Source organism: Spirilliplanes yamanashiensis (assembly GCF_016863475.1).
Lineage (GTDB): Bacteria > Actinomycetota > Actinomycetes > Mycobacteriales > Micromonosporaceae > Spirilliplanes > Spirilliplanes yamanashiensis.
Window position 1 is genome coordinate 1 of the sequence record NZ_BOOY01000002.1, and the last position, 24,022, is coordinate 24,022.

Genomic DNA, 24,022 nt, shown 5'->3' on the forward strand with positions numbered 1-24,022 from the left:
GACCAAGGCGCAACCAAAGGAAAATCAGAAAGCGCAGGCAATGACCAAAGAAGGAGTCCGATCAGGCAGCATGTCCAGCTTCGTGATCCGCCCAGCGGACCGCAGATCACCCTCGATCAGAGCCAGCTGATCGAGCAGAGCAGCAGGCCCGAGAGCCTCGGCGAGCGGAACCTCCGTGCGCATCGACACCTTGCGGTCGCTCTTGGCCCGCCGGATCTGCCGCAGCGCGTCCCCCGCCAGGTCCAGCAGGGACGCGTCGCCGCCGGGGGAGACGCGCTGGAGTTCGTACACCGTGGGCCACGGGGCGCGGTGGACGGAGCCGTACCGCCACCACGACCACACCTCCTCCGTCACGTACGGCAGGAACGGCGCGAACAGGCGCAGCTGCACGGACAGCGCGGTGGCGAGGGCGGCGCGGGCGGACTCGGCGGCGGGGCCGGTGGCGTACGCGCGTTCCTTGGCGAGTTCGATGTAGTCGTCGCAGAACGTCCAGAAGAACGCCTCGGCGGCCTGGAGCGCTCCGGTGTGGTCGTACGCGTCGAAGGCCTCGGTGGCGCGGGCCACGACCGGGGTGAGCGCGGCGAGCATGGCGGTGTCGAGCGGCGCTGAGACGGGCTGGCGCAGGGCGTCGGCGGCGCCGAGGCCGAGGGCGAACTTGGAGGCGTTGAGCAGCTTGGTGGCCAGGCGGCGACCGACCTTGATCTGGGCGGGGTCGTACGCCAGGTCGGTGCCGGGGCGGCCGTTGGCCGCCCAGTAGCGGACGGCGTCGGCGCCGTGTTCGCGCAGCAGGCCCATGGGGGTGACGACGTTGCCCTTGGTCTTCGACATCTTCTTGCGGTCGGGGTCGAGGATCCAGCCGGACAGGACGGTCTGCTTCCAGGGCAGCACGCCCTGCTCCTGGTGGGCGCGCACGACGGACGCGAACAGCCAGGTGCGGATGATGTCGTGGCCCTGCGGGCGCAGGTCCATGGGGAAGACGCGGCGGAACAGGTCGGGGTCGCGTTCCCAGCCGCTGACGATCTGCGGGGTGAGCGACGACGTGGCCCAGGTGTCCATGATGTCGGGGTCGGCCGCGAAGCCGCCGGGGACGCCGCGCCGTGACTCGTCGTAGCCGGCGGGGCACGCCGACGTCGGGTCGATCGGCAGCAGCGACTCGTCCGGTGTGAGAGGATTCGCGTAGTCCGGCTCGCCAGCGTCGTCGAGCCGGTACCACACCGGGATGGGCACGCCGAAGAACCGCTGGCGGCTGATCAGCCAGTCCCCGGTGAGCCCGCCGACCCAGTGCTCGTACCGGTGCCGCATGTGCTCCGGGTGCCAGGTCAGCTCGCGGCCGCGGGCCAGCAGCTCCTCGCGCAGGGCGGCGTCGCGCCCGCCGTTGCGGATGTACCACTGCCGGCTGGTGACGATCTCCAGCGGCTGGTCGCCCTTCTCGTAGAACTTCACCGGGTGGGTGATGGGCCGGGGCTCGCCGATCAGGTCGGCGGACTCGCCGAGCAGCCGCACGACCTCCCGCCGGGCCGCGTTGACGGTCAGGCCGGCCAGGCCCCGGTACGCGGCGACGGGCACGCCGGAAGGGGCGTCCGGCAGGAACCGGCCGTCGCGGCCGACGACGACGCGCGTGTCCAGCTGCAGCTCCCGCCACCAGGTGACGTCGGTCAGGTCGCCGAACGTGCACACCATCGCGATGCCGGTGCCCTTGTCGGGGGTGGCGAGCGGGTGGGCGTACACGGGGACCTCGACGTCGAACAGCGGGGTGCGCACGCTGGTCAGGCCCGCGAACCGGGTGTCCGACGGGTGATGGACCAGCGCGACGCAGGCCGGCAGCAGCTCGGGCCGGGTGGTCTCGACGAACACCGGGCCGGCCGGGCCGTGGAAGCGCAGCCGGTGGTAGGCGCCGGGGCGTTCCCGGTCCTCCAGCTCGGCCTGCGCGACGGCGGTGCGGAAGCCGACGTCCCACAGCGACGGCGCCTCCGCCGTGTACGCCTCGCCGCGGGCCAGGTTGCGCAGGAACGCCCGCTGCGACGCGGCCCGCGCCGCCTCGCCGATCGTCGTGTACGTCATCGACCAGTCGACGCTGAGCCCGAGGAACCGCCACAGCTCCTCGAACGCCTGCTCGTCGGTCGCGGTGAGCTGCGCGCACAGCTCGACGAAGTTGCGCCGCGAGATCGGCAGCGGCGGCGACGGCGGGGCCGCGGGCGGGGTGAACGCCGGGTCGTACGGCAGCGACGGGTCGCAGACGACGCCGTACACGTTCTGCACCCGGCGCTCGGTCGGCAGCCCGTTGTCGTCCCAGCCCATCGGATAGAACACGGTGCGCCCGCGCATGCGCTGGAACCGGGCGACGGTGTCGGTGTGGGTGTAGCTGAAGACGTGCCCCATGTGCAGGGAGCCGGATACGGTCGGCGGAGGTGTGTCGATCGCGTACACGTCCTGCCGCTCCTTCGAGCGGTCGAACGCGTACGTGCCCTCCTCCTGCCAGCGGCGCGCCCAGGTGTCCTCGAGGCCGTCCAGCGACGGCCGCTCGGGCAGCGCGCTCCTTCCCGTATCAGTCATGCTGCGATGCTACGGGCGCGCTTCGTGCGCGAGCAGCCAGGTTTTGACGTCGAGACCCCACCGGTACCCGCCGAGCGTGCCGTCGGTGCGCAGCACCCGGTGGCACGGCACGAACAGGGCGGCCGCGTTGCGCGCGCACGCCGCCGCCGCGGCCCGCACGGCCAGGGGCCGCCCGGCCAGCGCCGCGAACCCGGTGTAGGTGACCGGCTCGCCGGCCTTGATGTCGCGCATGACCGCCCACGCGTGCCCCATGAAGGGCCCGCCGGTGCGCTGCTCGACCGGCACGGCGTCGATCGCGGCGAGGTCGCCGCCGAGATAGTCGCGCACCGCGGTGGTCACGGCGCCGAGGTCGCGCACGGCCCGCGGTTCGGCCCGCAACCCCGGGTGTACGAGCGGCAGGAGCATCCCGACATCAGCCGTGAACCCGGCTGCCCGCACCGCCCCGTCGCCACTGACGACGATCGTGAGCGGTCCGGCGGGCGTGGTCATCGTCGCGTGGTTCATGAGGCCCTCCAGAGCCGGATCAGTGCGTAGGAACGCCAGGGGCGCCAGCGTTCGGCGTGGGCGCCGAGGTCGCCGGTGACGCCGAGGACGGCGGCGCCGCGGCGCAAGGCGAGGTCGGTGGGCAGGAACGCGTCGGGGTCGCCGAGCGCCCGCATGACGACGTAGCCGGCGGTCCAGGCGCCCACGCCGGGCAACGCGGTGAGCTGCTCGCGGGCGGCGGCCGGGTCGGCGCCGGGCTCGAGGTCGACGACCCCGTCGGCGACGGCCCGGGCGAGCGATCGCAGCGACTCCCGCCGCGCGGCGGGCATCCCGAACGCGCGGTCGGGCAGCGCGAGCAGCTCACCGGGGGAGAGGAAGGCGCGCAGCGGTTCGGCGGGCTGTGCCGGGGGTGCGGTGGCCGCCGTCAGCAGGCGGTGCAGCGTCGTGCGGGCCGCGGCGACGCTGACCTGCTGGCCGACGATGGCCCGGACCGCCGTCTCGAAGCCGTCGACGGCGCGCGGCACCCGTACCCCCGGCTCGGCGGCGACCGCCGCGGACAGTGCGGGGTCCGCGGCCAGCACGCCGTCGACGGCGACGGGGTCGGCGTCGAGGTCGAGGAGCCGGCGGCAGCGCGCGACCGCCGGCGCCAGGTCGCGCACGTCGGCCAGGTCGAGGGTGGCGGCGACCCACCGGTCGCCGGGGGTCAGCGCGACGGTCGCGGCGCCGTGCGGCAGCCGCAGCCCGCGCCGGTACGTGCGGCCGTCGCACTCCTCGACGCCCGGGACGGCCCGCAGCGCCAGGAACTCCAGCAGCGCGGCGGCGTGCAGCGGCGGCCGGTACGCGAGCCGCAGCGCGATCGACCCGGCCTGGGCGGGCCGGGCGGCGGGGCGGCGTTCGCGAAGCTGGGAGGGCGTGCACCCGTACACCTCGCGCAGCGTGTCGTTGAACTGCCGCACGCTGCCGAACCCGGCGGCGAACGCGATCTCGGCCAGCCCCAGCTCCGTCGACTCGACGAGCGTGCGGGCGGTCTGGGCGCGCTGCGCCCGGGCGAGCGCGAGCGGCCCGGCGCCCAGCTCCGCGGTGAGCAGCCGGTTCAGGTGCCGCTCGGTGTAGCCGAGCCGGTGGGCGAGCCCGGGCACGCCGTCACGGTCGACGACCCCGTCCCCGATGAGCCGCATGGCCCGCCCGACGACGTCCGCGCGCACGTCCCACTCGGGCGAACCGGGGGCCGCGTCGGGGCGGCACCGGCGGCAGGCGCGGAATCCGGCGCGCTGCGCCGCGGCCGCGCTGGGGTAGAACGCGACGTTGCGGCGGCGCGGCGTGACGGCCGGGCACGACGGCTTGCAGTAGATGCCGGTGGAGCTGACGGCCGTGTAGAACCAGCCGTCGAACCGCTGGTCACGGCTGTCGACCGCCCGGTAGCACCGCTCGAACTCCAGCTCCATGCCCCCGATCCTGCCCCGTGTCGGTGCCTCTTGGCTCGCGGGAATCGGACGTGACCGTCGGGGCGGCCGCCGGGCCGGCGGCGGGGTCTGTAGCCGCCGGAGCGGGTCGCTGGTGCGGTGCGGACCGCGGGTGGGGTGCCGGACCGGGCAGCAGGCGGCCGAGCAGCAGGGGCAGCCCGATCACCGGCAGGATCCACAGCGGCGCCGTCAGCCGCTGCTCCTGGCTGAGGAACGGGTGCGCGGCCAGCGTCACCACCCCGGTGAGCGCCACGAACGTGACCGGCCACGCGATCAGCGGCCGCCGCCGGAACAGCCCGATCGCGGCCGCCACCATGATCGCCAGCAGCCACGGTGCTCGGGCCTGCGTCTGCAGCCACTGTGTCCAGTAGTTCAGGTTCAGCTCCGCCAGCCGCCGCCACGGGTCGGCGACGTCGGGCCGGTAGAAGTGCCGGGTGAACGTGTCCTGCAACGACTCCGCCGCCCCCGGCCAGCCCAGCGCCTGGTTGGCGACGACGAGGGCGGCGAGCATGCCCGCGCTGACGCCCAGCAGCACCGTCACGCCGCGGTGCCGGGCCGCCCGGTGCCGCCACAGCAGCACGACCGCCGCCGCGGCCAGCGCGGCCGCCCCGAGCAGCGCGCTGGAGGACTTCACCAGGAAGCCGGCCACCAGGGACCCCGCCAGCAGCGTGGCCCCCGCCGCGACCCGGCGCTGGATGAGCCACACCGCGCCCAGCAGCGACGCCATCGTCAGCGCGAACGCCGGGCCCTCGCCGAGCGGGTAGCTGCCCCACAGGCCGAGCGGTGTCACGTAGAACAGGATCTGGCCGAGCGCCGCGAACCGGGGCGCCAGGCCGACGGAGCGCAGCAGCACGTACGCAAGCCAGCCGCCGGCCGCCGTGCACAGCAGCGACGCGATCCACAGCCCCGACGACACCCCGAACGCCGCCACGAACGGCGCCGCCAGCAGCGGGTAGCCCGGCCGGGCGTCGAAGATCGCCTCGTAGCGGGGGCCGACCGGCCCGAGCCCACCGCGCCAGGTGTGCAGGCAGCGGGCGAGCTCGTCGCGGGGCGCCCGGTGCCGGAACCGCAGGGCGCTGCGCTCACGTTCGCGCTGTTTCTCCGCGGACTGGTCGACGCACCACGCCCGCACCGCCCGCTCGGTGGCCTCCTCGCGGGTGTGGCCGAGGACCTGCAACGCGCTGCGGCCGTACCGGTAGCTGTCGTTGGTCATCAGGGCGGCGGGCGCGGCGAGCGCCTGCAGCACGAGGAAACCCAGCACGAGGAGCAGGGGCAGCGGAACCCTCCGGCGCGGCGCCACGGGCCGAACGTACCCGCCCGCCGCGACAGCGCGGCCTCACCGCGCCGGGCCGGTCAGGGCGTCCAGGCGGGGTCGCGGCCGCTGAGGCCGATGACCCGGTCGAGCGGCGACGCGTCGGGGGGCACCGGGACCCGCGGCCCGTACATGCCCGGGGTGCCGCCGGCCTCGTCGTCGGGGAACATGCTCTCGCTGACGGCCAGCGCCGCCGGGTCCGCCGAGTACGGCGCGCCGACCGCCCGGGCCAGGTCCCAGCCGTGGATGAGCAACTCGTTGAGGGCGACGGCACCCATCACCTGGGCCGGCAGGGTCACCCCGCCCGCCTGCGTCTCGCCCTCCCACGCGGCCGGGTCGCGCCACGCCGCCACCAGCTCGTCGAGGTGCCGGGGCAGCACCTCGCGCCACGCCGGGTCGAGGTGCTCGGCGGACGGCTCCGGCGCCTGGGCGGTGACCCCGCCGGTCTCCTTGCGCGCCGACAGCCGGAACGCGTACGCCAGCCCGACGAGGTGGTCGAGGAGCTGCGCCACGGGCATGCCCGCGCAGGGGGTGGGTCCGGTGAGCTGCTCGTCGCGCACCCGGGCGGCGACGGCCTTGACCGCCTCGGCGGTCGGGCCGAGGTCGGGCCGTGCGGTGGTGTCCGTCATGGGCCGGGACGTTACCCAGCCCCACCGACCTTTTCGGTCTCCCGCCCGGCCGGGTCCGCGGCCGGCTCCGCCGTGGTGCGGGTGGCGAGCCGGTGGACGAGGATCGGCACGCCCAGCACCACGGTGAACCACAGCGGCGCCATCAGGCGGAGGTCCTGGTTGAGGATGGGGTGGGCGAGGATCGTCGCCGGCCCGGTCGCGGCCACGCCGGTCACCATCCAGCCCAGCGTGCGGTCGTGCCGGAACAGCGCCCACAGGCCGGCGGCGGCCAGCACCAGCAGGTACGGCGCGCGCGCCTGCTCCTGCGCCCACACGGTCCAGTAGTTGACGTTCAGGTCGACCAGCGGCGCCCACACGTCGGTGACGTCCGGCTCGACGAAGTGCGCCGTCCACTTGTCCTGCAACGACTCGTTCATGCCCGGCAGTCGCAGCGCGACCGACACGGCGACGGCGGCGGCCGCGCACGCGGCGTTCACCGCGATCATCAGGTACGTGCCGCGGTGCCGCGCGTCGCGGCGCAGCAGCGCGATGACGCCCGCGGCGGCCAGCGCGCCCGCGGTCAGCAGGAAGCTCGAGTACCGCGTGGCGAAGCCCAGCGCCATCGACGCCACCAGCACCGTCGCGCCCAGCGCCAGGCGGCGCCGCACCATCCACCACGAACCCAGCAGCGTGCCCATCACCAGCGCGAACGTCGGTCCCTCGCTGAGCGGGTAATTGCCGACCAGCCCGAACGGCGTCACGTAGTAGGCGACCTGCCCCAGCAGCGCGTACCGCCACGGCAGCCCGGCGGCGCGCAGCAGCAGGAACGCGAGGAGCCCGCCGAGCAGCGTGCACAGCGCCGAGGTCAGATAGAGCCCCTGCGCCACCCCGAACAGGGCGGTCAGCGGCGCGGCCAGCAGCGGGTACCCGGGTCGCATGTCGAAGATCGCCTCGTACCGGGGCGACGTGGGTGGCAGGTTGCCCTCCGCCTTCGCCTCGTCGAGGCACTTCTGCGCGGTGTCCGGCGGCACCGTCTCGTCGAACTGTCGCAGGTCGACGCTCCAGACCCGCTCCTCCAGCCCGGCCCGGCCCGCGCAGAACGCCTGCAGCGACTTCTCCTGCGCCTCGGCCCGGCTGTCGCCGAGGATCTGCAGCGTGATCCGGCCGTAGCGGTAGCTGTCGTTGGTCATGAACGTGCCGGTGCCCGCCACCAGCTGCAGCAGGAAGAACGCCAGCGCCACCAGTGCCGGCCACATCATCCACCGCCGCGCCGGCTCCCGCGTGTCCGCCATGTCCCCGCCAGCCCCCTCGTGACGCTTTGTCGGCCCGGCGCCAGCATCCTCGGCGGCGGCCCGGGGCGCAAATGTCTCCGGCGGCGCGGGGTGGCGGAACGGGGCCGCGTAAACTGGCGCGCCGTGAGCCTCACCATCGGGATCGTCGGACTGCCCAACGTCGGCAAGAGCACCCTGTTCAACGCGCTGACGAAGAACGACGTCCTCGCCGCGAACTACCCCTTCGCCACGATCGAGCCCAACGTCGGCGTCGTCGGCCTGCCCGACGAGCGCCTCGACAAGCTGGCCGCGATGTTCGGCTCCGAGAAGATCGTCCCCGCCCCGGTGTCGTTCGTCGACATCGCCGGCCTGGTCCGCGGCGCCTCGAAGGGCCAGGGCCGCGGCAACGCGTTCCTCGCCAACATCCGCGACGCCACCGCCATCTGCCAGGTCGTCCGCGCCTTCAGCGACCCGAACGTCCTGCACGTCGACGGCAAGATCAGCCCCTCCGACGACATCGAGACGATCAACACCGAACTGCTCCTCGCCGACCTGCAGACGGTCGAGAAGGCGCTGCCGCGCCTGCAGAAGGAAGCCAAACTGAAGAAGGAGCGCGCCGCGGTCGTCGCCGCCGCCGAGGCCGCCCTCGCCCTGCTCAACGAGGGCACCACCCTCTACGCGGGCGCCGCCAAGGCCGGCATCGACGTCGCCCTGCTGGCCGAGCTGCACCTGCTCACCACCAAGCCTTTCCTGTACGTCTTCAACGTCGACGAGGCCGAACTCGGCAACGCCGACTTCCTCGACGAACTCCGCGCCCTCGTCGCCCCCGCCGAGGCGATCTTCATGGACGCGAAAATCGAGAGCGAGCTCATCGAGCTGCCGGAGGACGAGGCCCGCGAACTGCTGGAATCGACCGGCCAGACCGAGCCGGGCCTCCAGCAGCTCATCCGCGTCGGCTTCAACACCCTCGGCCTCCAGACGTACCTCACGGCCGGCCCGAAGGAATCCCGCGCCTGGACCGTCCCGGTCGGCGCGACCGCCCCGGAAGCCGCGGGCGTCATCCACTCCGACTTCCAGCGCGGCTTCATCAAGGCCGAGATCGTCGGCTTCGACGACCTGATGGCGGCGGGCTCGATGGCGGCGGCGAAGGCGGCGGGCAAGGTCCGCATGGAGGGCAAGGACTACATCATGAAGGACGGCGACGTGGTGGAGTTCCGCTTCAACGTCTGAAACGGCGGCCGGGTGGCTCGCACACGGCAACGGACAGGGCGACCTTTCCGGACGTGCAGCGCGTGCCAGGATTCCCGGTGTGGAGCTCACCAACTTCCCGGTCGTGCGCGGGCCTGAGGGAGGGCCGTACGCGTGTCCGGTGTGTGGTTTCCTGACGCTCGGCGAGCGAGGCGGCTTCGAGATCTGCGACGTCTGTTTCTGGGAGGACGACGGGCAGGACGACCCGGATGCGGACGTCGTGCTTGCCGGCCCGAACCGTGGCCTGAGCCTGACCCAGGCCAGGCGCAACCATCTCGAGTACGGGGCCTGCGACGAGCGGAGCCGCGCGTTCGTCCGGCCACCGACCGACGATGAGATCCCCAAGCGCTGACCTCGCTACGGCGCCGGAATCCCTGACGGGGGCGACGCCGGACGGGGCGGCGGGGCGCCGAATCCGGGGAGCGGGCGTCCCCACCGGACGGGCATACTCCCAGCGCATGAAGGAGCCGTTCGCCCTGGGGCGTGCTGACGCCGCCCGATGGACCGTCCACCCGCCTCAGGATCCGTACGGCGACGGCTACGTGTACACGGTGGCCACAGAGTTGCACACCCCTGGCATGACGGCTGTGACGGTCGCCGAGGTCGACGGGTTGGTCGCCGGTTCCGGGTCGACGCTGGCCGGCTTCGTGGAGAGCCTTGCGGCTGACTGGACCGGCTGGGACGGCGTCCGCACGTGGCAGTCGATGGAGCGGCACCTCGTCGTCGATGCCCGGCACCGACGGCGCGGGTACGTGTCGCTCGGCGTGACGCTGCGGGAACCTGGCCAGGACGCGGATGACACCGCCTGGTCGGCGCGCGCGGTGTTCGTTGTTGAGGCCGGGGAGGAGATGACCCGGCTTGCCGCGGAGCTGAGCCACCTGCTCCGACCGTGACCTGCCGTGGCCGCGTGGCCCTCGACCGACGACGCTGTCCGCGGCGTCGTGGGTGACGGGCAGGCTGAGCAGGGCGGGACGCCACGCCGTCGCCGCGGCGGCGGGCCGGCGTCTGACCGGCCGCCGCGTGTCCCCCGGGCGGGCGCGGCCGTTGGGGACGCGTGACGACATCTGTGGAGAGCCGCCCGGCGGCGCGGCCCGTGACGGCGGCGCTGGCCGGGACGTTCATCGCCGGGTGCGCCGCGGTCGCGCTCGTCGCCGCGCTCGCGCCGGGGCTCATGAAGAGCGTGCGCGCCGGCTCGGCGTACACGTCGTACTGGCCGGGTTATGCCTCCTACTACCTGTGGGCGCTGCTGCCGTTCCTCGGCGGCCTCGCCCTCGCGGGCCTGGTCCTGGCGGTCCGGCCGCGGCTCGGCCGGCCGGCGGCCGCCGTGTCGGCGGTGCTGGCCGCGCAGGCCGCGGGCTTCGGCGCGGTGGCGGTGCGGGACTGGTTCAACATGGCCGGCGCCGGGCCCGGCCTGCGGCAGAGCAGCCTGGCGCTGGTGGTGGGCTTCGCCGCGGTGGTGGCGATCGCCGCCGCCGTGGCCGGCTGCGCCGCCGTCGCCGTGCTGTGGCGGGAACCGGCGGCGGGCTGGCGCGGCGCAGGGCCGCGCCGGCCGGCGTGGGTCGTCGCGGGCGTCGCGGTGGCCATGGCGCTGCCGCCGGTGCTGACCGCGGCCGTCGGCCAGTCGGACGTCACCACGCTCGGCCAGCTCGCCCTCACCTACGGCCTGCCGTGGGGCGGCGGGCTGGCGCTGGCGGGCTGGCTCGGCCGGCGCGGCCGGATCGCGGTGCTGGTCACGATCGGGCTGTCGGTCGCCCTGGTGGCGAGCCGGTTCGCCGTCGCGTACCTGCGGTACGTCTCCGGCGACTAGGTAGGTTCGCCCCATGGCAACGCACTGGACCCTCGGCTGCGACGCCGCCGACCCGCACCGGCTCGCAAACTTCTGGGCGGACGCCCTCGGCTACGTCCCCGAACCCGGCTACGACGACCCCGACGGCGCCTCCATCGTCGACCCGGACGGCCGCGGCCCGGCGATCAGCTTCCTGCGCGTGCCGGAGGGCAAGACCGCCAAGAACCGCATGCACATCGACGTCCGCGTCGGCGGCGACGGGCCCGACCGGGAAGACCGCATCCGCGCGCGGGCGGCGGGCCTGGTCGCCGCCGGGGCCACCGTCGTGCGGGACGAGTGGTACGGCGGCCAGTTCGGCCACGTCGTCATGCTCGACCCGGAGGGCAACGAGTTCTGCGTGGCGTGACGCCGACTACGTCATTCGTCAGCGGCAGCCGGGGCACCGTTGCGGCTTGCGCCCGCGGGTGACCTGGCGGTCGAAGCTGGCACCGCAGGCGGCGCAGGTGAGTGCCTCGACCACGGTCCGGCTGGGCGCCGCCCGCGGCGGGCGTGCGGGCCGCGGTGCGCCGGCACTCTCGTTCGTGAGCTTGGCCCGGTAGGCGGCGGCTCGTCTGTTCAGGTCGTCGACGGCTTCCGGCCGCGCGCAATCCGAGCCGTACAGGCTCAGTCCTCGTTCGGTCCACCAGAGGGCCTTCGCCCATTCCTTCGCCTTCTGCTGGCGAATGGCCATCTGCCGGTACGTGTCGAGGATCGGTACCTTGCCGAACTTGGTGAGCAGCGCGTCCCGGATGCCGTCCATCTCGGCATCGTGCTGGATGCACGTGTCGTCGTAATCCTGCAGTGCCGACGAGAAAGCGTCCCTGGAACGGTAGAGACGATCTTCCAGCTCGCAGAACATGAAGTGACGGTCGATCGGGTTGGGATCGTCCTTCAGGAGCCGCCGCAACGAGCCGATCGCCGGGACCGGGTCCGCCGGCAGTCGCTGCAGCCACGACAGGTCGTAGGAGTCGTCCTGCGCGTCGGTGAGGAGGGCTTCGGTGAGCCCCGTGCGCATGGCGCCGCGCATCGACGCGACGGGAGGCGGCACGACCGGGGCGAGGCCGAAGTCGGCCGGATCGTGTGACATCCAGACGCCGAGGAAGCCGGGGCCGTCGTTCCGGACGCCTCCGCCGACGATGACGCCACGGAGGGCGATGGACCGGCCCTCGCGGGCCTGCAGCGCGAGCAGGCCCGTGCGGTAGGCGGCCGCGTCCTCGCGCGACAGGTGCCCGACCTGCATTCCGTCGATCCAGACCGAGATCGCGTTGTCGTCGTGCGGGTTGTCCGTCTCGGCGACGAGAACCGCCTGGATGTCGTGGCGGACGCGTTCGGTCCGCCGCCCGCCCACCGCCCGCCAGAGCGCTTCCTGGTAATAGCTCTCGCCGACGACCTCGAGATCGTGACTGCCGTCGTAGAGAACGACGTCGAGAGTTGTGTTCGGGCTCCGCGGTTCCTGATCGGCCGGCGCCGGAGAAGCATCGGTTCGTCGGCGATTCAGCAGCCGTTGCAGAAATCCCATTCGGGCATGGTGGCAAGCACGGCATCGGCCGTGCCATGGGGCGGATGGACGGATCCGGCGGCGAACAGGCCGACCTGTGCGGCGGCCCGTTCAGGTCCGATCGGAACCCTCGTCGGGTACGGCGTTCGTCATATTCGCTGGACCTCGAGTCGGGATGAGGTTCTAGCGTTGCCGAGGTGACCACCACGACGACCCCCGCCGCCCCGCCCGCCGGTCTGTTCTCCCGCCCCTACGTCCTGGCCACCCTCGGCTCGTCGGGGCTGGTGTTCCTGGCCGCGTTCGAGGCGCTGGCGGTCACCACCATCATGCCGGTCATCACGGCGGAGCTGGACGGGCGGGCGCTGTACTCGCTGGCGTTCTCCGCGACCATGGCCGCCGGCGTGGTGGGGATGGTGGCGGCCGGGGCGTGGTCGGATCGGCGGGGGCCGGACCGGCCGTTGCTGGTGGCGGTGGCGGTGTTCGCGCTGGGGCTGGTGGCGGCCGGGGTGGCGCCGTCGATGGGGGTGTTCGTGGGGGCCCGGTTCCTGCAGGGGCTGGGCGGGGGTGGCATCACCGTCGCGCTGTACGTGGTGGTGGGGCGGGCGTACCCGGGTGTGCTGCACCCGCGGATCTTCGGGTTGTTCGCGGCGGCGTGGGTGGTGCCGTCGATGGTGGGGCCGTTCGCGGCGGGGGTGGTCGCGGACTCGGTGGGCTGGCGGTGGGTGTTCCTGGGGGTGCTCGTGCTGGTCGCCGGCGCGACCGCCCTCATTCTGCCCGTACTGGGCGGGGGCGGCGGGTCGGCCGAGCCGCGGGCGGGGGACGGGCGGCGGATCGTCGCGGCCGTGGTGGTGGCGGGGGCGGCGGTCGCGCTGAGCGTGTGGGGTGGGCGGTGGCCGTGGCTGGTGCCGCCGGTGGCGGTGGCGGTGATCGTGGTGGCGGTGCGGCCGTTGCTGCCGGTCGGGACCTTCCGGGCGCGGCGGGGGCTGCCCGCGGTGGTGCTGCTGTGCGCGGTCGCCGGGGCGACGTTCTTCAGCACCGAGGTGTACCTGCCGCTGCTGCTGCACGACGTGCACGGCCTGCCGACGTGGCTGTCCGGGGTGACGCTGACGGCGGGCGCGGTGTCGTGGGCGGCCGCGTCGCACGTGCAGGGGCGGCTGAGGGAGACCGGGCACGCGGCGGTGATCCGCACGGGTGCGGTGCTGCTGGCGGCGGGGGTGGCGGCGGAGCTGGCGGTGGCGGCGTTCACCCTGCACCCGGCGCTGGCGGCGGTGGGGTGGCTGTTCGCGGGCGGCGGCATGGGGCTGATGTACCCGCGGGTCAGCACGCTGGTGCTGGCGGTGTCGGCGCCGGGCGAGGAGGGTTTCAACGCGGCGGCGCGCAGCATCTCCGACGCGGTCGGGGCGAGCGTGGCGCTGGCGCTGGCCGGGTTGCTGTTCACCCGGCTGGGGACGGTGAGCACGTGGGCGTCGTTCACGGGCACGCTGACGTTCTGCACGGTGGTGGCGCTGAGCGTGATCGCCGTGGCGGGCCGGGTCGGGGACGAGAAAAGGTGAGCGGGGCTGTCGATCCGGTGGCCGGTCGTTCGTGTAGACGGTGACAAGAGCCCACCACGACGGGAGCCGATCATGAACCAGTACCTGCTCAGCGTGTACCAGCCCGACGGGGAGATCCCGGAGCAGGCCGTGCTCGACCGGGCGATGGCCGACCTGGGCCGCATCGCCCAGGAGGCGCAGGCCGCGGGGGCGTGGGTGTTCACCCACGGGCTGCACCCCGCCGACACCGCCACCGTCGTCACCGTGCGCGGCGGCGACGAGCTGATCACCGACGGCCCGTACCTGGAGGGCAAGGAGCACGTCGGCGGCTTCTGGGTGATCCGGGCCGAGGACCTCGACGGCGCGCTGGTGTGGGCGCGGAAGATCGGGGCGGCGCTGTCGCCGCTGCCCATCGAGATCCGGCCGATCGCGGGCTGACGTCGGTCCCGATGAACCTGGAGGACGTCTACCGCGCCGAGTACGGCCGAGCCGTGGCCGTGCTCAACCGGGCGCTGGGTGACCTGGACCTGGCCGAGGAGGCCGTCCAGGAGGCGTTCGCGGCGGCGGTCACCGCGTGGGAGCGCGCGGGGCCGCCGCCCAGCCCGGCGGGCTGGATCATCACGACCGCCCGGAACCGGGCCATCGACCGGCTGCGCCGCGAGGCGACCCGGGAGGCCCGGCACGCCGAGGCGGCGCTGCTGCACGCCCGCGACGCACCACCCGAGGAGGGCGCCGTGCCCGACGACCGGCTCCGGCTCATCTTCACCTGCTGCCACCCGGCGCTCGCCGTGCCCGCCCAGGTGGCGCTCACCCTGCGGCTGCTGGGCGGGCTGACCACACCCGAGATCGCCCGGGCGTTCCTCACCGGCGAGGCCACGATGGCGCAGCGGATCGTGCGGGCCAAGGCGAAGATCCGCCTCGCCGGCATCCCGTACCGGGTGCCGCACGAGGCCGACCTGCCCGCCCGGGTCCGCGCGGTGCTCACGGTCGTCTACCTGATCTTCAACGAGGGGTACGTGGCCGGCAGCGGCCCCGACCTGACCCGCGAGGACCTGTGCGCGGAGGCGATCCGGCTGGGCCGGCTGCTGGTCGAGCTGATGCCCGACGAGCCGGAGGCGCTGGGACTGCTGGCGCTCATGCTGCTGACGGCGTCGCGGCGGCCCGCGCGCACCGGCCCGGGCGGCGAGCTGGTGCCGCTGGCGGAGCAGGACCGCTCGCGGTGGGACGCCGCGCTGATCGCCGAGGGCCAGGACCTGGTGCGGCGCTGCCTGCGGCGGGGCCGGCCGGGCCCGTACCAGATCCAGGCCGCGATGGCCGCCGTGCACAGCGACGCGCCCGCGGCCGCGGCCACCGACTGGATCCAGGTGGTGCGGCTGTACGACCAGCTGATGACCGTCGCGCCGAGCCCGGTGGTGGAGCTGAACCGGGCGGTGGCGGTGGCCGAGGTGGCGGGGCCCGCGGCGGGGCTGGCGCTCGTCGACGCCCTCGACCTGGCCGACCGGCACCTCTTTCACGCGATCCGCGCGGACCTGCTGCGCCGCCTCGGACGCGCGGCGGAGGCGGCCGCGGCGTACGACGAGGCGATCGCGTGGGCCGGCAACGACGCGGAGCGCGCGTTCCTGGCGCGGCGGCGGGCCGGGCTAGCCGCCGAGTAGGGCGGCCAGCACCTTCTCGACGCGGCGCTGCCGGGTGGCGTCGGTCTTCGCGCCGGTGACGGACTCGGCGTGGGCCCGCTGCCGGCTGTACGACAGCCGCTCGAAGGCGGCCTTGGCGTCCGGGTGGTCGGCGAGCGCGGCGGCCAGGTCGGGCGGCACCTCGACGACGCGTTCGGCGGTGTCGAGTTCGAGCGTCACGTCGACCTCGTCGCCCGCGGCGAGGCCGGCGGCGGCCCGGTTGGCGGCGCTGACGCCCAGCCAGAACTCGCCGTCGTAGACCGCGACGGTGTTCCGGTAGGTGTGCCCGCCGACGGTGACGGTGACCGGCGGCTTGCGGCCGTGGCCCAGCGCCTCGACGACGGCGGGCGGCACGCGGAAGCCGGTGGTGGTGCCGCCGGTCGCCTCCAGGACAGCGCGGAACTGCATCCGTGCAGCCTAGGGGCGGGCGTCCGCCATGTCGCCCCCGACGTCGCCGGGGTCGTCGAGCTGGTGGCCGGTGTCGTCGACCACGCCGGGCGCCATGCTGCCGCCGTGCGCGTCCTGCGGGTCGAGGCCCGCCTCGTGCGGGTCCGCCGGTGCGGCCTCCTGGGCCTGGCGGGCGGTCTCGGGATCGGGGTCCAGGTGATCGGTCATGCCGGTCGGATTACCCCGGGGCCGCGGCGTTGATGCCGCCGGCGGTGGATGGTCCGACCCGCCGCCTTCACGGGGGAGAGAGGCGACGGGCCGGATCCTGCCCTGGACATCGGGCCGTCGCGGGCGGACCTGAAGGCGGGACCTCAACCGCACCCGGAGGGGACCCTCACCGCTCCGGGCGCAGCACGAACACGGCCCAGCCGAGGCGGCCGCGCTCGTGCGCCAGGTAGCGGCGGCGGCTCTCGTCGAGCAGCACCCGGGCGTCCGGGGCGCGCTTGTCGCCCGCGTGGGCGTCGAGCCAGGTGCGCAGCGTCCACCACTGCCCGGCGACGTAGCGGTCCCAGCTGTCGGCGTCGGCCGCGACCATCTCGACCAGGTCGGCGCCGGCCAGGTCGAACGCGTCGAGCAGGCCGTCCAGGCTCTGGTACGGGGAGTCCTCCGGCCGATCGCCGGTCCAGAACGGCTCGCCGATGAGCAGCACCCCGGTGCTGCGGACGGCGGGCCGCAGCAGCTCGATGGCGCCGGTGACGCCCCCGGCGACGGCGGTCGTGGCGAGGCACGCGGCGACGTGGTAGCCGCCCGGCTCGGGGTGGTAGCCGGCCGGTTCGCCGTGCCCGATGCGCACCCGGTCGGCGACGCCCAGCTCGGCGGCGCGGCTGCGGGCGGCGGCCACGAACAGCTCACTGTGCTCGACGCCGACCCCGCGCGCCCCGTACGCCTGCGCCCACCGGCACAGCACCTCGCCCTTGCCGCAGGCCAGCTCGAGGACGCAGGAGTCGCGGCCCACGCCGACGATGGCGCCCAGGTCCAGCAGCTTGGCGTCGGACAGCGGGTGCAGGAGGCGGTGGCCCTCCGCGGCGAGCTCGAGCAGGGAACGGGACATCAGGCTATTTTCCGGTCATCTCGACGCCGCCGGTCAAGGCAACGCCGACCAGCTTGAGCTGATCCGGGGCGACGGACGAGAAGTACGCGTTGTCGTGACAACCTTGCGTGAAACGGACAACCGACGAGTCGGGCAGCCGGTCCCGCAGGTCCCGCACCGCCGGCGCGAACGGGTCCGACTCCCCGCAGTCGATGCGCACCCGCACCCGGCTCAGCGCGTGCGCCTGGGCCAGCACGTCGTAGCGGGCCCACTCCTGCGCCGAGGCGAACGCGCCCGCGTTGACCGCCCGCGCCTCGTCGTACGAGCGCCAGATCGCCGGGGCGCTCGCCGCCACCGCCACGAACCGCTGCGGGTCGGTCAGCGCGCACAGCATCGCCCCGTACCCGCCCATCGACCAGCCGATCGCGGCCAGCCGGTCCGTGCGCAGGCCGCGCCCGGCGAGCATCGGGACGAACTCCCGCAGCAGGGCGCCCAGCGGGTCGTCCCCGTCGTGCGGGTGCCAGTAGCCGTCGCCGCCGTCCATCGCGGCCAGCACGAACGGGTCGCCGCCGCCCGCCACGTGGGTGGCCAGGTGCCGGTCGTACGCCGCCGCGCCGATCGCGGTCGCCGCCGTCGCCCCGTAGCCGTGCAGCACCAGGCAGACCGGCAGCTTCGCGCCCGGCTGCGCGCCCGGCGGGTACGCCACCACCCAGCTCACCCGCTGCCGGCGCAGCGCCGAGTCGAACGTGCCGGTCTGCTGCAGGCCGGGCGCCACGGTCGCCGGCGGCACCTCGACGTCACACCGGCCCACGGCCCGGTCGAGGACGCTGCGGCCCGGCACCACCCGGGCCTCGACCAGCCCGAGGCCGCCCGCGCCCACGGCGACCGCCCCCGCGGCCCCGCCCAGCAGCAGGCGTCGCCGGCTGATCCCCATGCGTCGCACGCTAGCGGGTCGGCGGGTAGAAAGAGGTCGTGACAGCCGACTCGCCCACGATCGTCGCCTCCAGCATCGGGTTCCGCAGCATCGGCCGCGGGCCGCTGGACTGGCGTCCCGGACCCGTCTTCCGGTACGCCGCCGACCTGGCCGGCGCCGGCGCCCGCCCGCGCATCTGCTTCCTCAACCAGGCCACCGGCGACCCCGCCGACCTGCTGGCCGCCATGTACCCGGCGTTCACCCGCGCCGGCTTCGAACCGTCCCACCTCGCCCTGTTCCCGATGCCGAACGTCGAGGACGTCCGCGCCCACCTGCTCGCCCAGGACGTCATCTGGGTCGGCGGCGGCAGCGTCGCCAACCTGGTCGCCGTGTGGCGCGCCCACGGCCTCGACGACATCCTCCGCGAATGCTGGCAGGCCGGCGTGGTGCTGGGCGGCGTCTCGGCGGGCTCACTGTGCTGGCACGTCGGCGGCACCACCGACAGCTTCGGCCCGGCGCTGCGCCCGTTCACCGCCGGCCTCGGCTTCCTGCCGTACTCCAACGGCGTGCACTACGACGGCGAGGAACAGCGGCGCCCGCTCATGCAGCGGCTTGTCGGGGCGGGCACGCTGCCGGACGGCTACGCCACCGACAACTGGGCCGCGCTGGTCTACCGCGGCGAGACCCTGGCCGAGGTGGTGGCCGAGCGCCCCGGCGCCTACGGCTGGGAACTGCGCCGTTCCGACGACGGCACCGTCGTGGAGGAGCGCCTGGAGACCCGGCTGCTGCCCGAGGCGGCTCAGGAGATGTAGTGCAGCACCACGTTGTGCACGTGGTGGGCCTTCTGGTCGCCCCGGAACTCCACCTCGTAGGTGTGCGTGCCGACGTGGATGGCGATGGCACTGGACGAGAAGAACGACCCGCCCCACGACCGGTCGCTGACCACACTGATGCTGGTGATCCGCGCGTACGGAATGCTGGTCAGCGCGACCTTCTTGCCGACGAACGACTTGTCCTGCACGATCACCCGCCGGTCGGTCAGCCCGATGAACCCGGTGCCGACACCGACGGCGTCGTAGACCGCGATGATCTGCTCGCCCTCGAGCAGGCCGCTGCGGATCTGCTTGAGCTGGTCCTTGTGGTCGTAGATGACGTCGGCAGCCATGATCCCGAGGCTACGGGGGCGGCGCCACCCGTCACTGGCGGCCGGTGACCGTGCGGTACGCGTCCTCGATGCGGGCGGCCAGGGCGACCTCGCCGGCGGTGATCGCGCCGCCGTCCGTGGCGCCGAGGGAGATCTGGGTGCGGCCGTCGAGGCGGCGGATCTCGGGGCGCAGGCGCAGGGCGTCGGCCGCAACCTTGACACGTTCGGTCAGGGCGGCATGCTGGAAGTCGTCGATGGGCAGGACGCGCTTGATCTGCACACCGTCGCGGGTCCACCCGCTCAGCAGCGTCAGGGCGTCGGACAGGTAGTCGGGCCTCGGGCGGCTCTTCCACCGGGCTCGCATCGCCACACCCTCCTGGCGTCGTTGCCGGCTTGTGGCCAAACTGTCGCCGTGTCGTCATGGTCGGTGCCCTCAATACTTGTGCTCTCCGGCCTGCCTGTCCACGCTCACATTTGTAGTGTTCTTGCGACAGACGGGACGGCTCGGGCAGCCCATTCGGACCATATTTCGTGGCACGCTGGTGCCTCGTGGGGAACAAACGTCAGGTCAGCGGCTCGCCGTCACCACGGGTGATCGTGGGCGCCGCCATCATCGATGACCGCCGGGTGCTGGCCTGTGAGCGCACGTCGCCGCCCGAGGTGGCGGGGCGCTGGGAGTTCCCGGGCGGCAAGGTCGAGCCGGGCGAGTCCGACGTGGAGGCGCTGGCGCGCGAGTGCGTCGAGGAGCTGGGCGTCCGGGTCGAGATCGGGGCGCAGGTGGGCCCGTCGGTGTCGCTGGCGCACGGGCGCGCGGTGCTACGGGTGTACGCGGCGCGGCTGGTCGACGGCGACGAGCCGAAGGCGCTGGAGCACTCCGACATGCGCTGGCTGGGCGCGGACGAGCTGGCCGACGTCGTGTGGCTGCCGGCGGACGCGCCGATCGTCGCGGCGCTGCCGCCGTTCCTGGCGTAGGACCCGGGGAACGGCGGCAGCAAGGCGGGACGTCAGGCGGGCGGGGCGGGGCGTCAGGCGCGGCGGCGCCGGCCGACGGCGAGGAAGAGGGCGCCGGCGAGGAGCAGGGCCAGGCCGGCGAGGACGGCCGCGCCGGCGCTCGCGCCGGTCAGCGGCAGGTCCGCGCCGCCGCCACCGCCGGTGCCCTCCTCGGGCCGGTCCGCGGCGGCCACGGGCGTGGTGTCGGGCGCGGCGGGAACGGCGACGGGGGCCGCCTCCGGCGCACCGCCGGGCGACCCGGGCGCGGCGGGCGACCCGGGCGCGGCGGGCGCGGCGGCGGGGGCCGGCGCCGGGGGAGCGGCCGGGGCATCGGTCGGGGCGCCCGGGGCCCCCGGAGCACCCGGGGCACGGCCGCCCGGGACCGGCGCGACCGCGGCGGCCTCCAGCATGCCGACGCCCAGGTCGAGCAGGACGCTGCCGCCGCCGTTGCCGGCGCCCGCGCTGACCAGCTCGATGCGCAGCGACGCGGCCTTCGCGGCGACGGCGTTGCCGCGGACGATCTGCTGCAGGTCGCCGACGGACACGCGCAGCAGCGAGCCGCCGCGCGGCGGGGTGGCCGACTCGCCGGACTGCGGGGTGCCGTCGGGCAGCAGCGGGACGGCGGCCCGCTCGTCGAGGCCGGGCAGGGTGGGGGCGGTGGCGCGGCCGGCGGACGTGACCGGGGCGAGGGCGGTGCCGAGCAGGCCGCGGACGGGGTCGGCGCGGCCGGGCAGCGGGACGTCGACGGACTCGCCGCCGCCGTCGATGCGGCGGCTGACGCCGGCGCCGGTGACCTGGAGGACGGGGGCGGCGTACCGGACCCGCGCCGACGACGGCGTGCCGGCGGTGCTGACGGTCAGCGACGGCTCGCTGAGGACCTTGACGGTGACGGCGCCGTCGAGCAGGTGCAGTTCGGCGAGCGCGATGCCGGCGGCGGCGACGGAGCGGGCGGCGTAGCCGTCGTGCTCGACGCCGGTGCTGCTCCAGCCGCGCAGGCTGGCCGGGACGCCGGCCACCGCGGTGCCGCGCCGGCCGGGCAGCACGGCGGCGTCGAGCAGGCGGGCCTCGGCGCGGGATGCGGCGCAGGTGCGGGCGTGCGCGGTGGTGCGGGCGGCGCCGAGGGTGAGCGGCCCGGCCTTGGTGGCGACGAGGTCGGAGGTGGCGGGCCGCGGGTTGTCCGGCGGGGCCTGCTGCCCGACCTCGCGGGTGAGCTGGGGCGGCAGGCCGACGCCGAGCAGCTTCGCGTCGAGCGCCCGGGCGACGGCGGACGAGGTGCCGGCGGCGTGCCCGGCGCGGGTGGAGGCGACGCGCAGGTCGGCGAGCGGGCCGACGGGCAGCCCGAGGGGGCGTAGGTTCAGTGCCTGCACGCGCAGCAGGTCGGCGCCGGCCGTCGCGCCGTGGCCGCGCAGCCGGTCGCAGCCGCCGGTGGCGGCGCGGGCGGGCGCGGCCGGGACGGCGACGGCGCCGGCGATGCCGGCCGCGGCGAGGGTGGCGGCGAGGCGGCGGAACCTGGTCATCGGACCTCCGGGGCTGAGCGTCGTTCCTACGGCCCTGGACAACGACGGCCGATCACGGCCGTCGCCGATGTCCTGATCGGTTACGCCGATCGAGGTGTACAAATGCGGACAAACATGGTCAGGGGTAGAGGCGGCTCACCGTCTCGGCCACGCACACCGGCTTCTCGCCGCGGTCGCTGTGCACGGTCACCCGCATGACGAGCTGCACGGCGCCGCCGGCCGGCTCCAGCGACACCACCTCGGCGGTGGCGCGCACCGACGCGCCGGACGGCAGCGGGGCGGGGAAGCGGACCCTGTTCAGCCCGTAGTTGAGCGCCATCGTCAGGCCCTCGAACGTGTAGAGGTCGCGGGCGAGCAGCGGCAGCAGCGACAGCGTCAGGTACCCGTGGGCCACCGTGCCGCCGAACGGGCCGGCCGCCGCCCGCGCCGGGTCGACGTGGATCCACTGGTCGTCGCCGGTGGCGCCGGCGAACGCGTCGATCCGCGACTGCTCGACCGCCAGCCACGGTCCCGGTCCGAACGTGTCGCCCACGTGCACGTCCTCGATCCTCATGCCAGGTGCCCTCCGAGCTTCGTGTACCCGCGCAGCAGGTCGCGGGAGATGATCAGGCGCTGCATCTCGTCGGTGCCCTCGTAGATGCGCAGCAACCGCACCTGCCGGTACCAGCGTTCGATGGGCAGCTCGCGGGTGTAGCCCATGCCGCCGTGGATCTGCAGGACCCGGTCGACGACCCGGTTGACCATGCCCGCCCCGTACAGCTTCGCCATCGACGACGCGTGCCGCGGGTCGGTGCCCTGGTCGACCGTCCAGGCGGCGCGCAGGACCAGCCAGCGGGCGGCCTCCAGCTCGGTCTCCGAGTCGGCGATCATCCACTGGATCGCCTGGTTCGCGCCGATCGGCCGGCCGAACGTCTCCCGGGTGTTGGCGTACTCGATCGCCATGCCCAGGGCGCGCTCCGCGGTGCCCAACGCGTGCGACGGGATCAGGTAGCGGCCCTTGCCGATCCAGCGCATGCCCAGCTCGAAGCCGCGCCCCAGCTCGCCGAGGATGTTGCGGGACGGCACCCGCACGTCGGAGAACACCAGCGACGCCGGCCCGCCCTCGCCCATGGTCTGGATGAACTCCGAGCGCCAGCCCATCGCCCGGTCGACGAGGAAGGCTGTGGTGCCGCCGCCGCGCACCCCCTTCTCCGGGTCGGTGACCGCGACGACGATCGCGAAGTCGGCGTCGTTGCCGTTGGTGATGAACGTCTTCTCGCCGTTGAGGACCCAGTCGTCGCCGTCGCGCCGGGCGGCCAGCCGGATGTTCGCGGCGTCGGAGCCCGCGCCCGGCTCGGTGATCGCGAAGCAGGAGATCCGCTCGCCCTCGATGGTGGGGATCAGGTACTCGGCGCGCTGCGCGTCGTTCGCCTCGAACAGGATGTTGTCGGCCTCGCCGCCGAACCGGAACGGCACGTAGGTGCGGCCGATCTCGGTCCAGATCAGCGACTGGACGACCGCCGGGAGCGCCATGCCGCCGTACTCCTCCGGGGTGTCCATGCCCCAGAAGCCGAACGTGCGGGCCTTCAGCTGGAGCTCGCGCAGCTCGTCGCGGGTGATGCCGGGCTCGTGCCGGCGCTCGCGGCGCAGCAGCTCGGCCTCCAGCGGCATCACCTCGCGGGTCACGAACGCGCGGGCGGTGTCGCGGATGGCGCGCTGCTCGTCGTCCAGGGAGAAGTCGATCATCGGGCGCCTCCGTTGACGTACAGGGTCTGGCCGCTGACGTACGACGCGTCGTCGCCGCTGAGGAACGCGATGACGGCGGCGACCTCCTCGGGCCGGCCGACCCGGCGCAGCGGGGTCTGCGCGGCGACCAGCTCCTGGTGCTGCTCGGGGGTGGCGCCGACGCGTTCGGCGGTGGCGGCGGTCATCGCGGTGGCGATGTAGCCGGGCGCGACCGCGTTGACGGTGATGCCGAACGGGCCCAGCTCGATGGCGAGGGTGGCGGTGAGGCCCTGCACACCGGCCTTGGCGGCGGCGTAGTTGACCTGGCCGCGGTTGCCGAGCGCGGAGCGGCTGCTCAGGTTGACGATCCGGCCGTACCGCGCCGCCACCATGTGTTTCTGCGCCGCCTGGCAGCACAGGAACATGCTGGTCAGGTTCGTGTTGAGCACGGCGTTCCACTCCTGCGCGCTCATCTTGAACAGCAGGTTGTCGCGGGTGATGCCGGCGTTGTTGACCAGCACGTCCAGCCCGCCGTGCGTCTCGGCGATCTCGTCGACGGTGGCGGCGACGGCGACCTCGTCGGTGACGTCGCACCCGTACGCGGCGGCGGACCCGCCCGCCGCGGTGATCTCCTCGACGACCGCCCGGCCGCGCTCGGCGGTCAGGTCGACGACGGCGACGGTGTCGCCGCGCGCGGCGAGCCGGCGGGCGGTGGCCGCCCCGATGCCCTGGGCGCCGCCGGTGACGACCGCGACGCGCTGTGTCGGCTGTGTCATGCACCTAAACTAGCGGTGTAAGTTTTATGGCGTCC

The 24,022-nt window shown here is 74.4% G+C and carries 27 protein-coding genes; 10 read left to right on the forward strand and 17 right to left on the reverse strand.

Features of this window, described 5'->3' with window-relative positions; all coding sequences use genetic code 11:
* Positions 1-24: 24 nt before the first annotated feature.
* From valS to Sya03_RS01380, 6 genes are read right to left on the reverse strand one after another with little or no spacing between them, the layout of a single operon-like run.
* Positions 25-2,553 carry a valine--tRNA ligase gene (gene valS, locus Sya03_RS01355; protein WP_203936263.1) on the reverse strand — a complete coding sequence of 843 codons (2,529 nt, stop codon included), beginning with the start codon at positions 2,551-2,553 and terminating at the stop codon, positions 25-27.
* Positions 2,554-2,562: 9 nt separating this feature from the next.
* Positions 2,563-3,057 (reverse strand): methylated-DNA--[protein]-cysteine S-methyltransferase, encoded by a 495-nt coding sequence (locus Sya03_RS01360; protein WP_203936264.1) that lies wholly within the window; start codon positions 3,055-3,057, stop codon positions 2,563-2,565.
* Complete coding sequence (locus Sya03_RS01365; protein ID WP_203936265.1) at positions 3,054-4,481, reverse strand: AlkA N-terminal domain-containing protein; 1,428 nt, start codon at positions 4,479-4,481, stop codon at positions 3,054-3,056. Before Sya03_RS01365 ends, Sya03_RS01360 begins: the two co-directional genes overlap by 4 nt.
* A complete protein-coding gene (locus tag Sya03_RS01370; protein WP_203936266.1) occupies positions 4,435-5,799 on the reverse strand; it encodes a glycosyltransferase family protein in 1,365 nt (454 codons plus the stop codon). Before Sya03_RS01370 ends, Sya03_RS01365 begins: the two co-directional genes overlap by 47 nt.
* Before the next feature lie 53 nt (positions 5,800-5,852).
* Positions 5,853-6,440 carry a TIGR03086 family metal-binding protein gene (locus tag Sya03_RS01375; protein WP_203936267.1) on the reverse strand — a complete coding sequence of 196 codons (588 nt, stop codon included), beginning with the start codon at positions 6,438-6,440 and terminating at the stop codon, positions 5,853-5,855.
* Between the two features lie 11 nt (positions 6,441-6,451).
* A complete protein-coding gene (locus Sya03_RS01380) occupies positions 6,452-7,711 on the reverse strand; it encodes a hypothetical protein (RefSeq protein ID WP_203936268.1) in 1,260 nt (419 codons plus the stop codon).
* 123 nt (positions 7,712-7,834) lie between these two features.
* Between Sya03_RS01380 and ychF the strand changes: the two genes are divergently transcribed.
* From ychF to Sya03_RS01405, 5 genes are all read left to right on the forward strand, one after another.
* Complete coding sequence (gene ychF, locus Sya03_RS01385) at positions 7,835-8,920, forward strand: redox-regulated ATPase YchF (RefSeq protein ID WP_203936269.1); 1,086 nt, start codon at positions 7,835-7,837, stop codon at positions 8,918-8,920.
* A 79-nt stretch (positions 8,921-8,999) separates the two neighbouring features.
* A complete protein-coding gene (locus Sya03_RS01390; protein WP_239107046.1) occupies positions 9,000-9,290 on the forward strand; it encodes a CPCC family cysteine-rich protein in 291 nt (96 codons plus the stop codon).
* A gap of 106 nt (positions 9,291-9,396) precedes the next feature.
* Positions 9,397-9,831: a DUF6228 family protein gene (locus tag Sya03_RS01395; RefSeq protein ID WP_203936270.1), complete on the forward strand. Its 435-nt coding sequence runs from the start codon at positions 9,397-9,399 to the stop codon at positions 9,829-9,831.
* Positions 9,832-9,992: 161 nt separating this feature from the next.
* Positions 9,993-10,745 carry a hypothetical protein gene (locus Sya03_RS01400; RefSeq protein WP_203936271.1) on the forward strand — a complete coding sequence of 251 codons (753 nt, stop codon included), beginning with the start codon at positions 9,993-9,995 and terminating at the stop codon, positions 10,743-10,745.
* A gap of 13 nt (positions 10,746-10,758) precedes the next feature.
* The gene (locus tag Sya03_RS01405) at positions 10,759-11,130 is read left to right on the forward strand and encodes a VOC family protein (RefSeq protein WP_203936272.1); all 372 of its coding nucleotides are present in this window, start codon (positions 10,759-10,761) and stop codon (positions 11,128-11,130) included.
* Between the two features lie 18 nt (positions 11,131-11,148).
* On the opposite strand, the gene Sya03_RS01410 is transcribed toward Sya03_RS01405, so the two are convergent.
* The gene (locus tag Sya03_RS01410; RefSeq protein ID WP_203936273.1) at positions 11,149-12,282 is read right to left on the reverse strand and encodes an HIRAN domain-containing protein; all 1,134 of its coding nucleotides are present in this window, start codon (positions 12,280-12,282) and stop codon (positions 11,149-11,151) included.
* Positions 12,283-12,458: 176 nt separating this feature from the next.
* On the opposite strand from Sya03_RS01410, the gene Sya03_RS01415 reads away from it, so the two are divergent.
* From Sya03_RS01415 to Sya03_RS01425, 3 genes are all read left to right on the forward strand, one after another.
* Positions 12,459-13,814 (forward strand): MFS transporter, encoded by a 1,356-nt coding sequence (locus tag Sya03_RS01415; RefSeq protein WP_203936274.1) that lies wholly within the window; start codon positions 12,459-12,461, stop codon positions 13,812-13,814.
* 72 nt (positions 13,815-13,886) lie between these two features.
* Complete coding sequence (locus Sya03_RS01420) at positions 13,887-14,231, forward strand: YciI family protein (protein ID WP_203936275.1); 345 nt, start codon at positions 13,887-13,889, stop codon at positions 14,229-14,231.
* An 11-nt stretch (positions 14,232-14,242) separates the two neighbouring features.
* Positions 14,243-15,448: an RNA polymerase sigma factor gene (locus Sya03_RS01425; RefSeq protein WP_203936276.1), complete on the forward strand. Its 1,206-nt coding sequence runs from the start codon at positions 14,243-14,245 to the stop codon at positions 15,446-15,448.
* Here Sya03_RS01425 and Sya03_RS01430 read toward each other — a convergent pair.
* The 4 genes from Sya03_RS01430 to Sya03_RS01445 form a co-directional block, all read right to left on the reverse strand.
* Positions 15,434-15,874 (reverse strand): YdeI/OmpD-associated family protein, encoded by a 441-nt coding sequence (locus Sya03_RS01430; protein ID WP_203936277.1) that lies wholly within the window; start codon positions 15,872-15,874, stop codon positions 15,434-15,436. The two genes, Sya03_RS01425 and Sya03_RS01430, sit on opposite strands and share 15 nt — an antisense overlap.
* Before the next feature lie 9 nt (positions 15,875-15,883).
* On the reverse strand, positions 15,884-16,081 hold the full coding sequence (locus Sya03_RS01435; RefSeq protein ID WP_203936278.1) for a hypothetical protein: 198 nt from the start codon (positions 16,079-16,081) through the stop codon (positions 15,884-15,886).
* A gap of 166 nt (positions 16,082-16,247) precedes the next feature.
* Entirely contained in the window at positions 16,248-16,964 is a 717-nt protein-coding gene (locus tag Sya03_RS01440; RefSeq protein WP_203936279.1) for an SAM-dependent methyltransferase, read from the reverse strand.
* Between the two features lie 4 nt (positions 16,965-16,968).
* Positions 16,969-17,877, reverse strand: a complete 909-nt coding sequence (locus Sya03_RS01445; protein ID WP_203936280.1) for an alpha/beta hydrolase — start codon at positions 17,875-17,877, stop codon at positions 16,969-16,971.
* A 38-nt stretch (positions 17,878-17,915) separates the two neighbouring features.
* Between Sya03_RS01445 and Sya03_RS01450 the strand changes: the two genes are divergently transcribed.
* Positions 17,916-18,668 (forward strand): Type 1 glutamine amidotransferase-like domain-containing protein, encoded by a 753-nt coding sequence (locus Sya03_RS01450; protein ID WP_203936281.1) that lies wholly within the window; start codon positions 17,916-17,918, stop codon positions 18,666-18,668.
* On the opposite strand, the gene Sya03_RS01455 is transcribed toward Sya03_RS01450, so the two are convergent.
* Together Sya03_RS01455 and Sya03_RS01460 are read right to left on the reverse strand one after the other, a co-directional pair.
* A complete protein-coding gene (locus Sya03_RS01455; protein ID WP_203936282.1) occupies positions 18,656-19,021 on the reverse strand; it encodes a PH domain-containing protein in 366 nt (121 codons plus the stop codon). The genes Sya03_RS01450 and Sya03_RS01455 overlap by 13 nt on opposite strands.
* 31 nt (positions 19,022-19,052) lie before the next feature.
* Positions 19,053-19,364, reverse strand: coding sequence for a 4a-hydroxytetrahydrobiopterin dehydratase (locus tag Sya03_RS01460; protein WP_203936283.1), 312 nt, complete (start codon positions 19,362-19,364; stop codon positions 19,053-19,055).
* A 185-nt stretch (positions 19,365-19,549) separates the two neighbouring features.
* On the opposite strand from Sya03_RS01460, the gene Sya03_RS01465 reads away from it, so the two are divergent.
* Positions 19,550-19,972 carry a (deoxy)nucleoside triphosphate pyrophosphohydrolase gene (locus Sya03_RS01465; RefSeq protein ID WP_239107047.1) on the forward strand — a complete coding sequence of 141 codons (423 nt, stop codon included), beginning with the start codon at positions 19,550-19,552 and terminating at the stop codon, positions 19,970-19,972.
* 53 nt (positions 19,973-20,025) lie between these two features.
* Here Sya03_RS01465 and Sya03_RS01470 read toward each other — a convergent pair whose 3' ends face one another.
* The 4 genes from Sya03_RS01470 to fabG all read right to left on the reverse strand — a co-directional run bounded on the left by Sya03_RS01470 (position 20,026) and on the right by fabG (position 23,987).
* Positions 20,026-21,507, reverse strand: a complete 1,482-nt coding sequence (locus Sya03_RS01470) for an LPXTG cell wall anchor domain-containing protein (RefSeq protein ID WP_203936284.1) — start codon at positions 21,505-21,507, stop codon at positions 20,026-20,028.
* Between the two features lie 118 nt (positions 21,508-21,625).
* The gene (locus Sya03_RS01475) at positions 21,626-22,060 is read right to left on the reverse strand and encodes a MaoC family dehydratase (protein WP_203936285.1); all 435 of its coding nucleotides are present in this window, start codon (positions 22,058-22,060) and stop codon (positions 21,626-21,628) included.
* A complete protein-coding gene (locus Sya03_RS01480) occupies positions 22,057-23,229 on the reverse strand; it encodes an acyl-CoA dehydrogenase family protein (RefSeq protein WP_203936402.1) in 1,173 nt (390 codons plus the stop codon). The genes Sya03_RS01475 and Sya03_RS01480 overlap by 4 nt, the downstream gene beginning before the upstream one ends.
* On the reverse strand, positions 23,229-23,987 hold the full coding sequence (fabG, locus tag Sya03_RS01485; RefSeq protein ID WP_203936286.1) for a 3-oxoacyl-ACP reductase FabG: 759 nt from the start codon (positions 23,985-23,987) through the stop codon (positions 23,229-23,231). The genes Sya03_RS01480 and fabG overlap by 1 nt, the downstream gene beginning before the upstream one ends.
* Between the last annotated feature and the right edge of the window lie 35 nt (positions 23,988-24,022).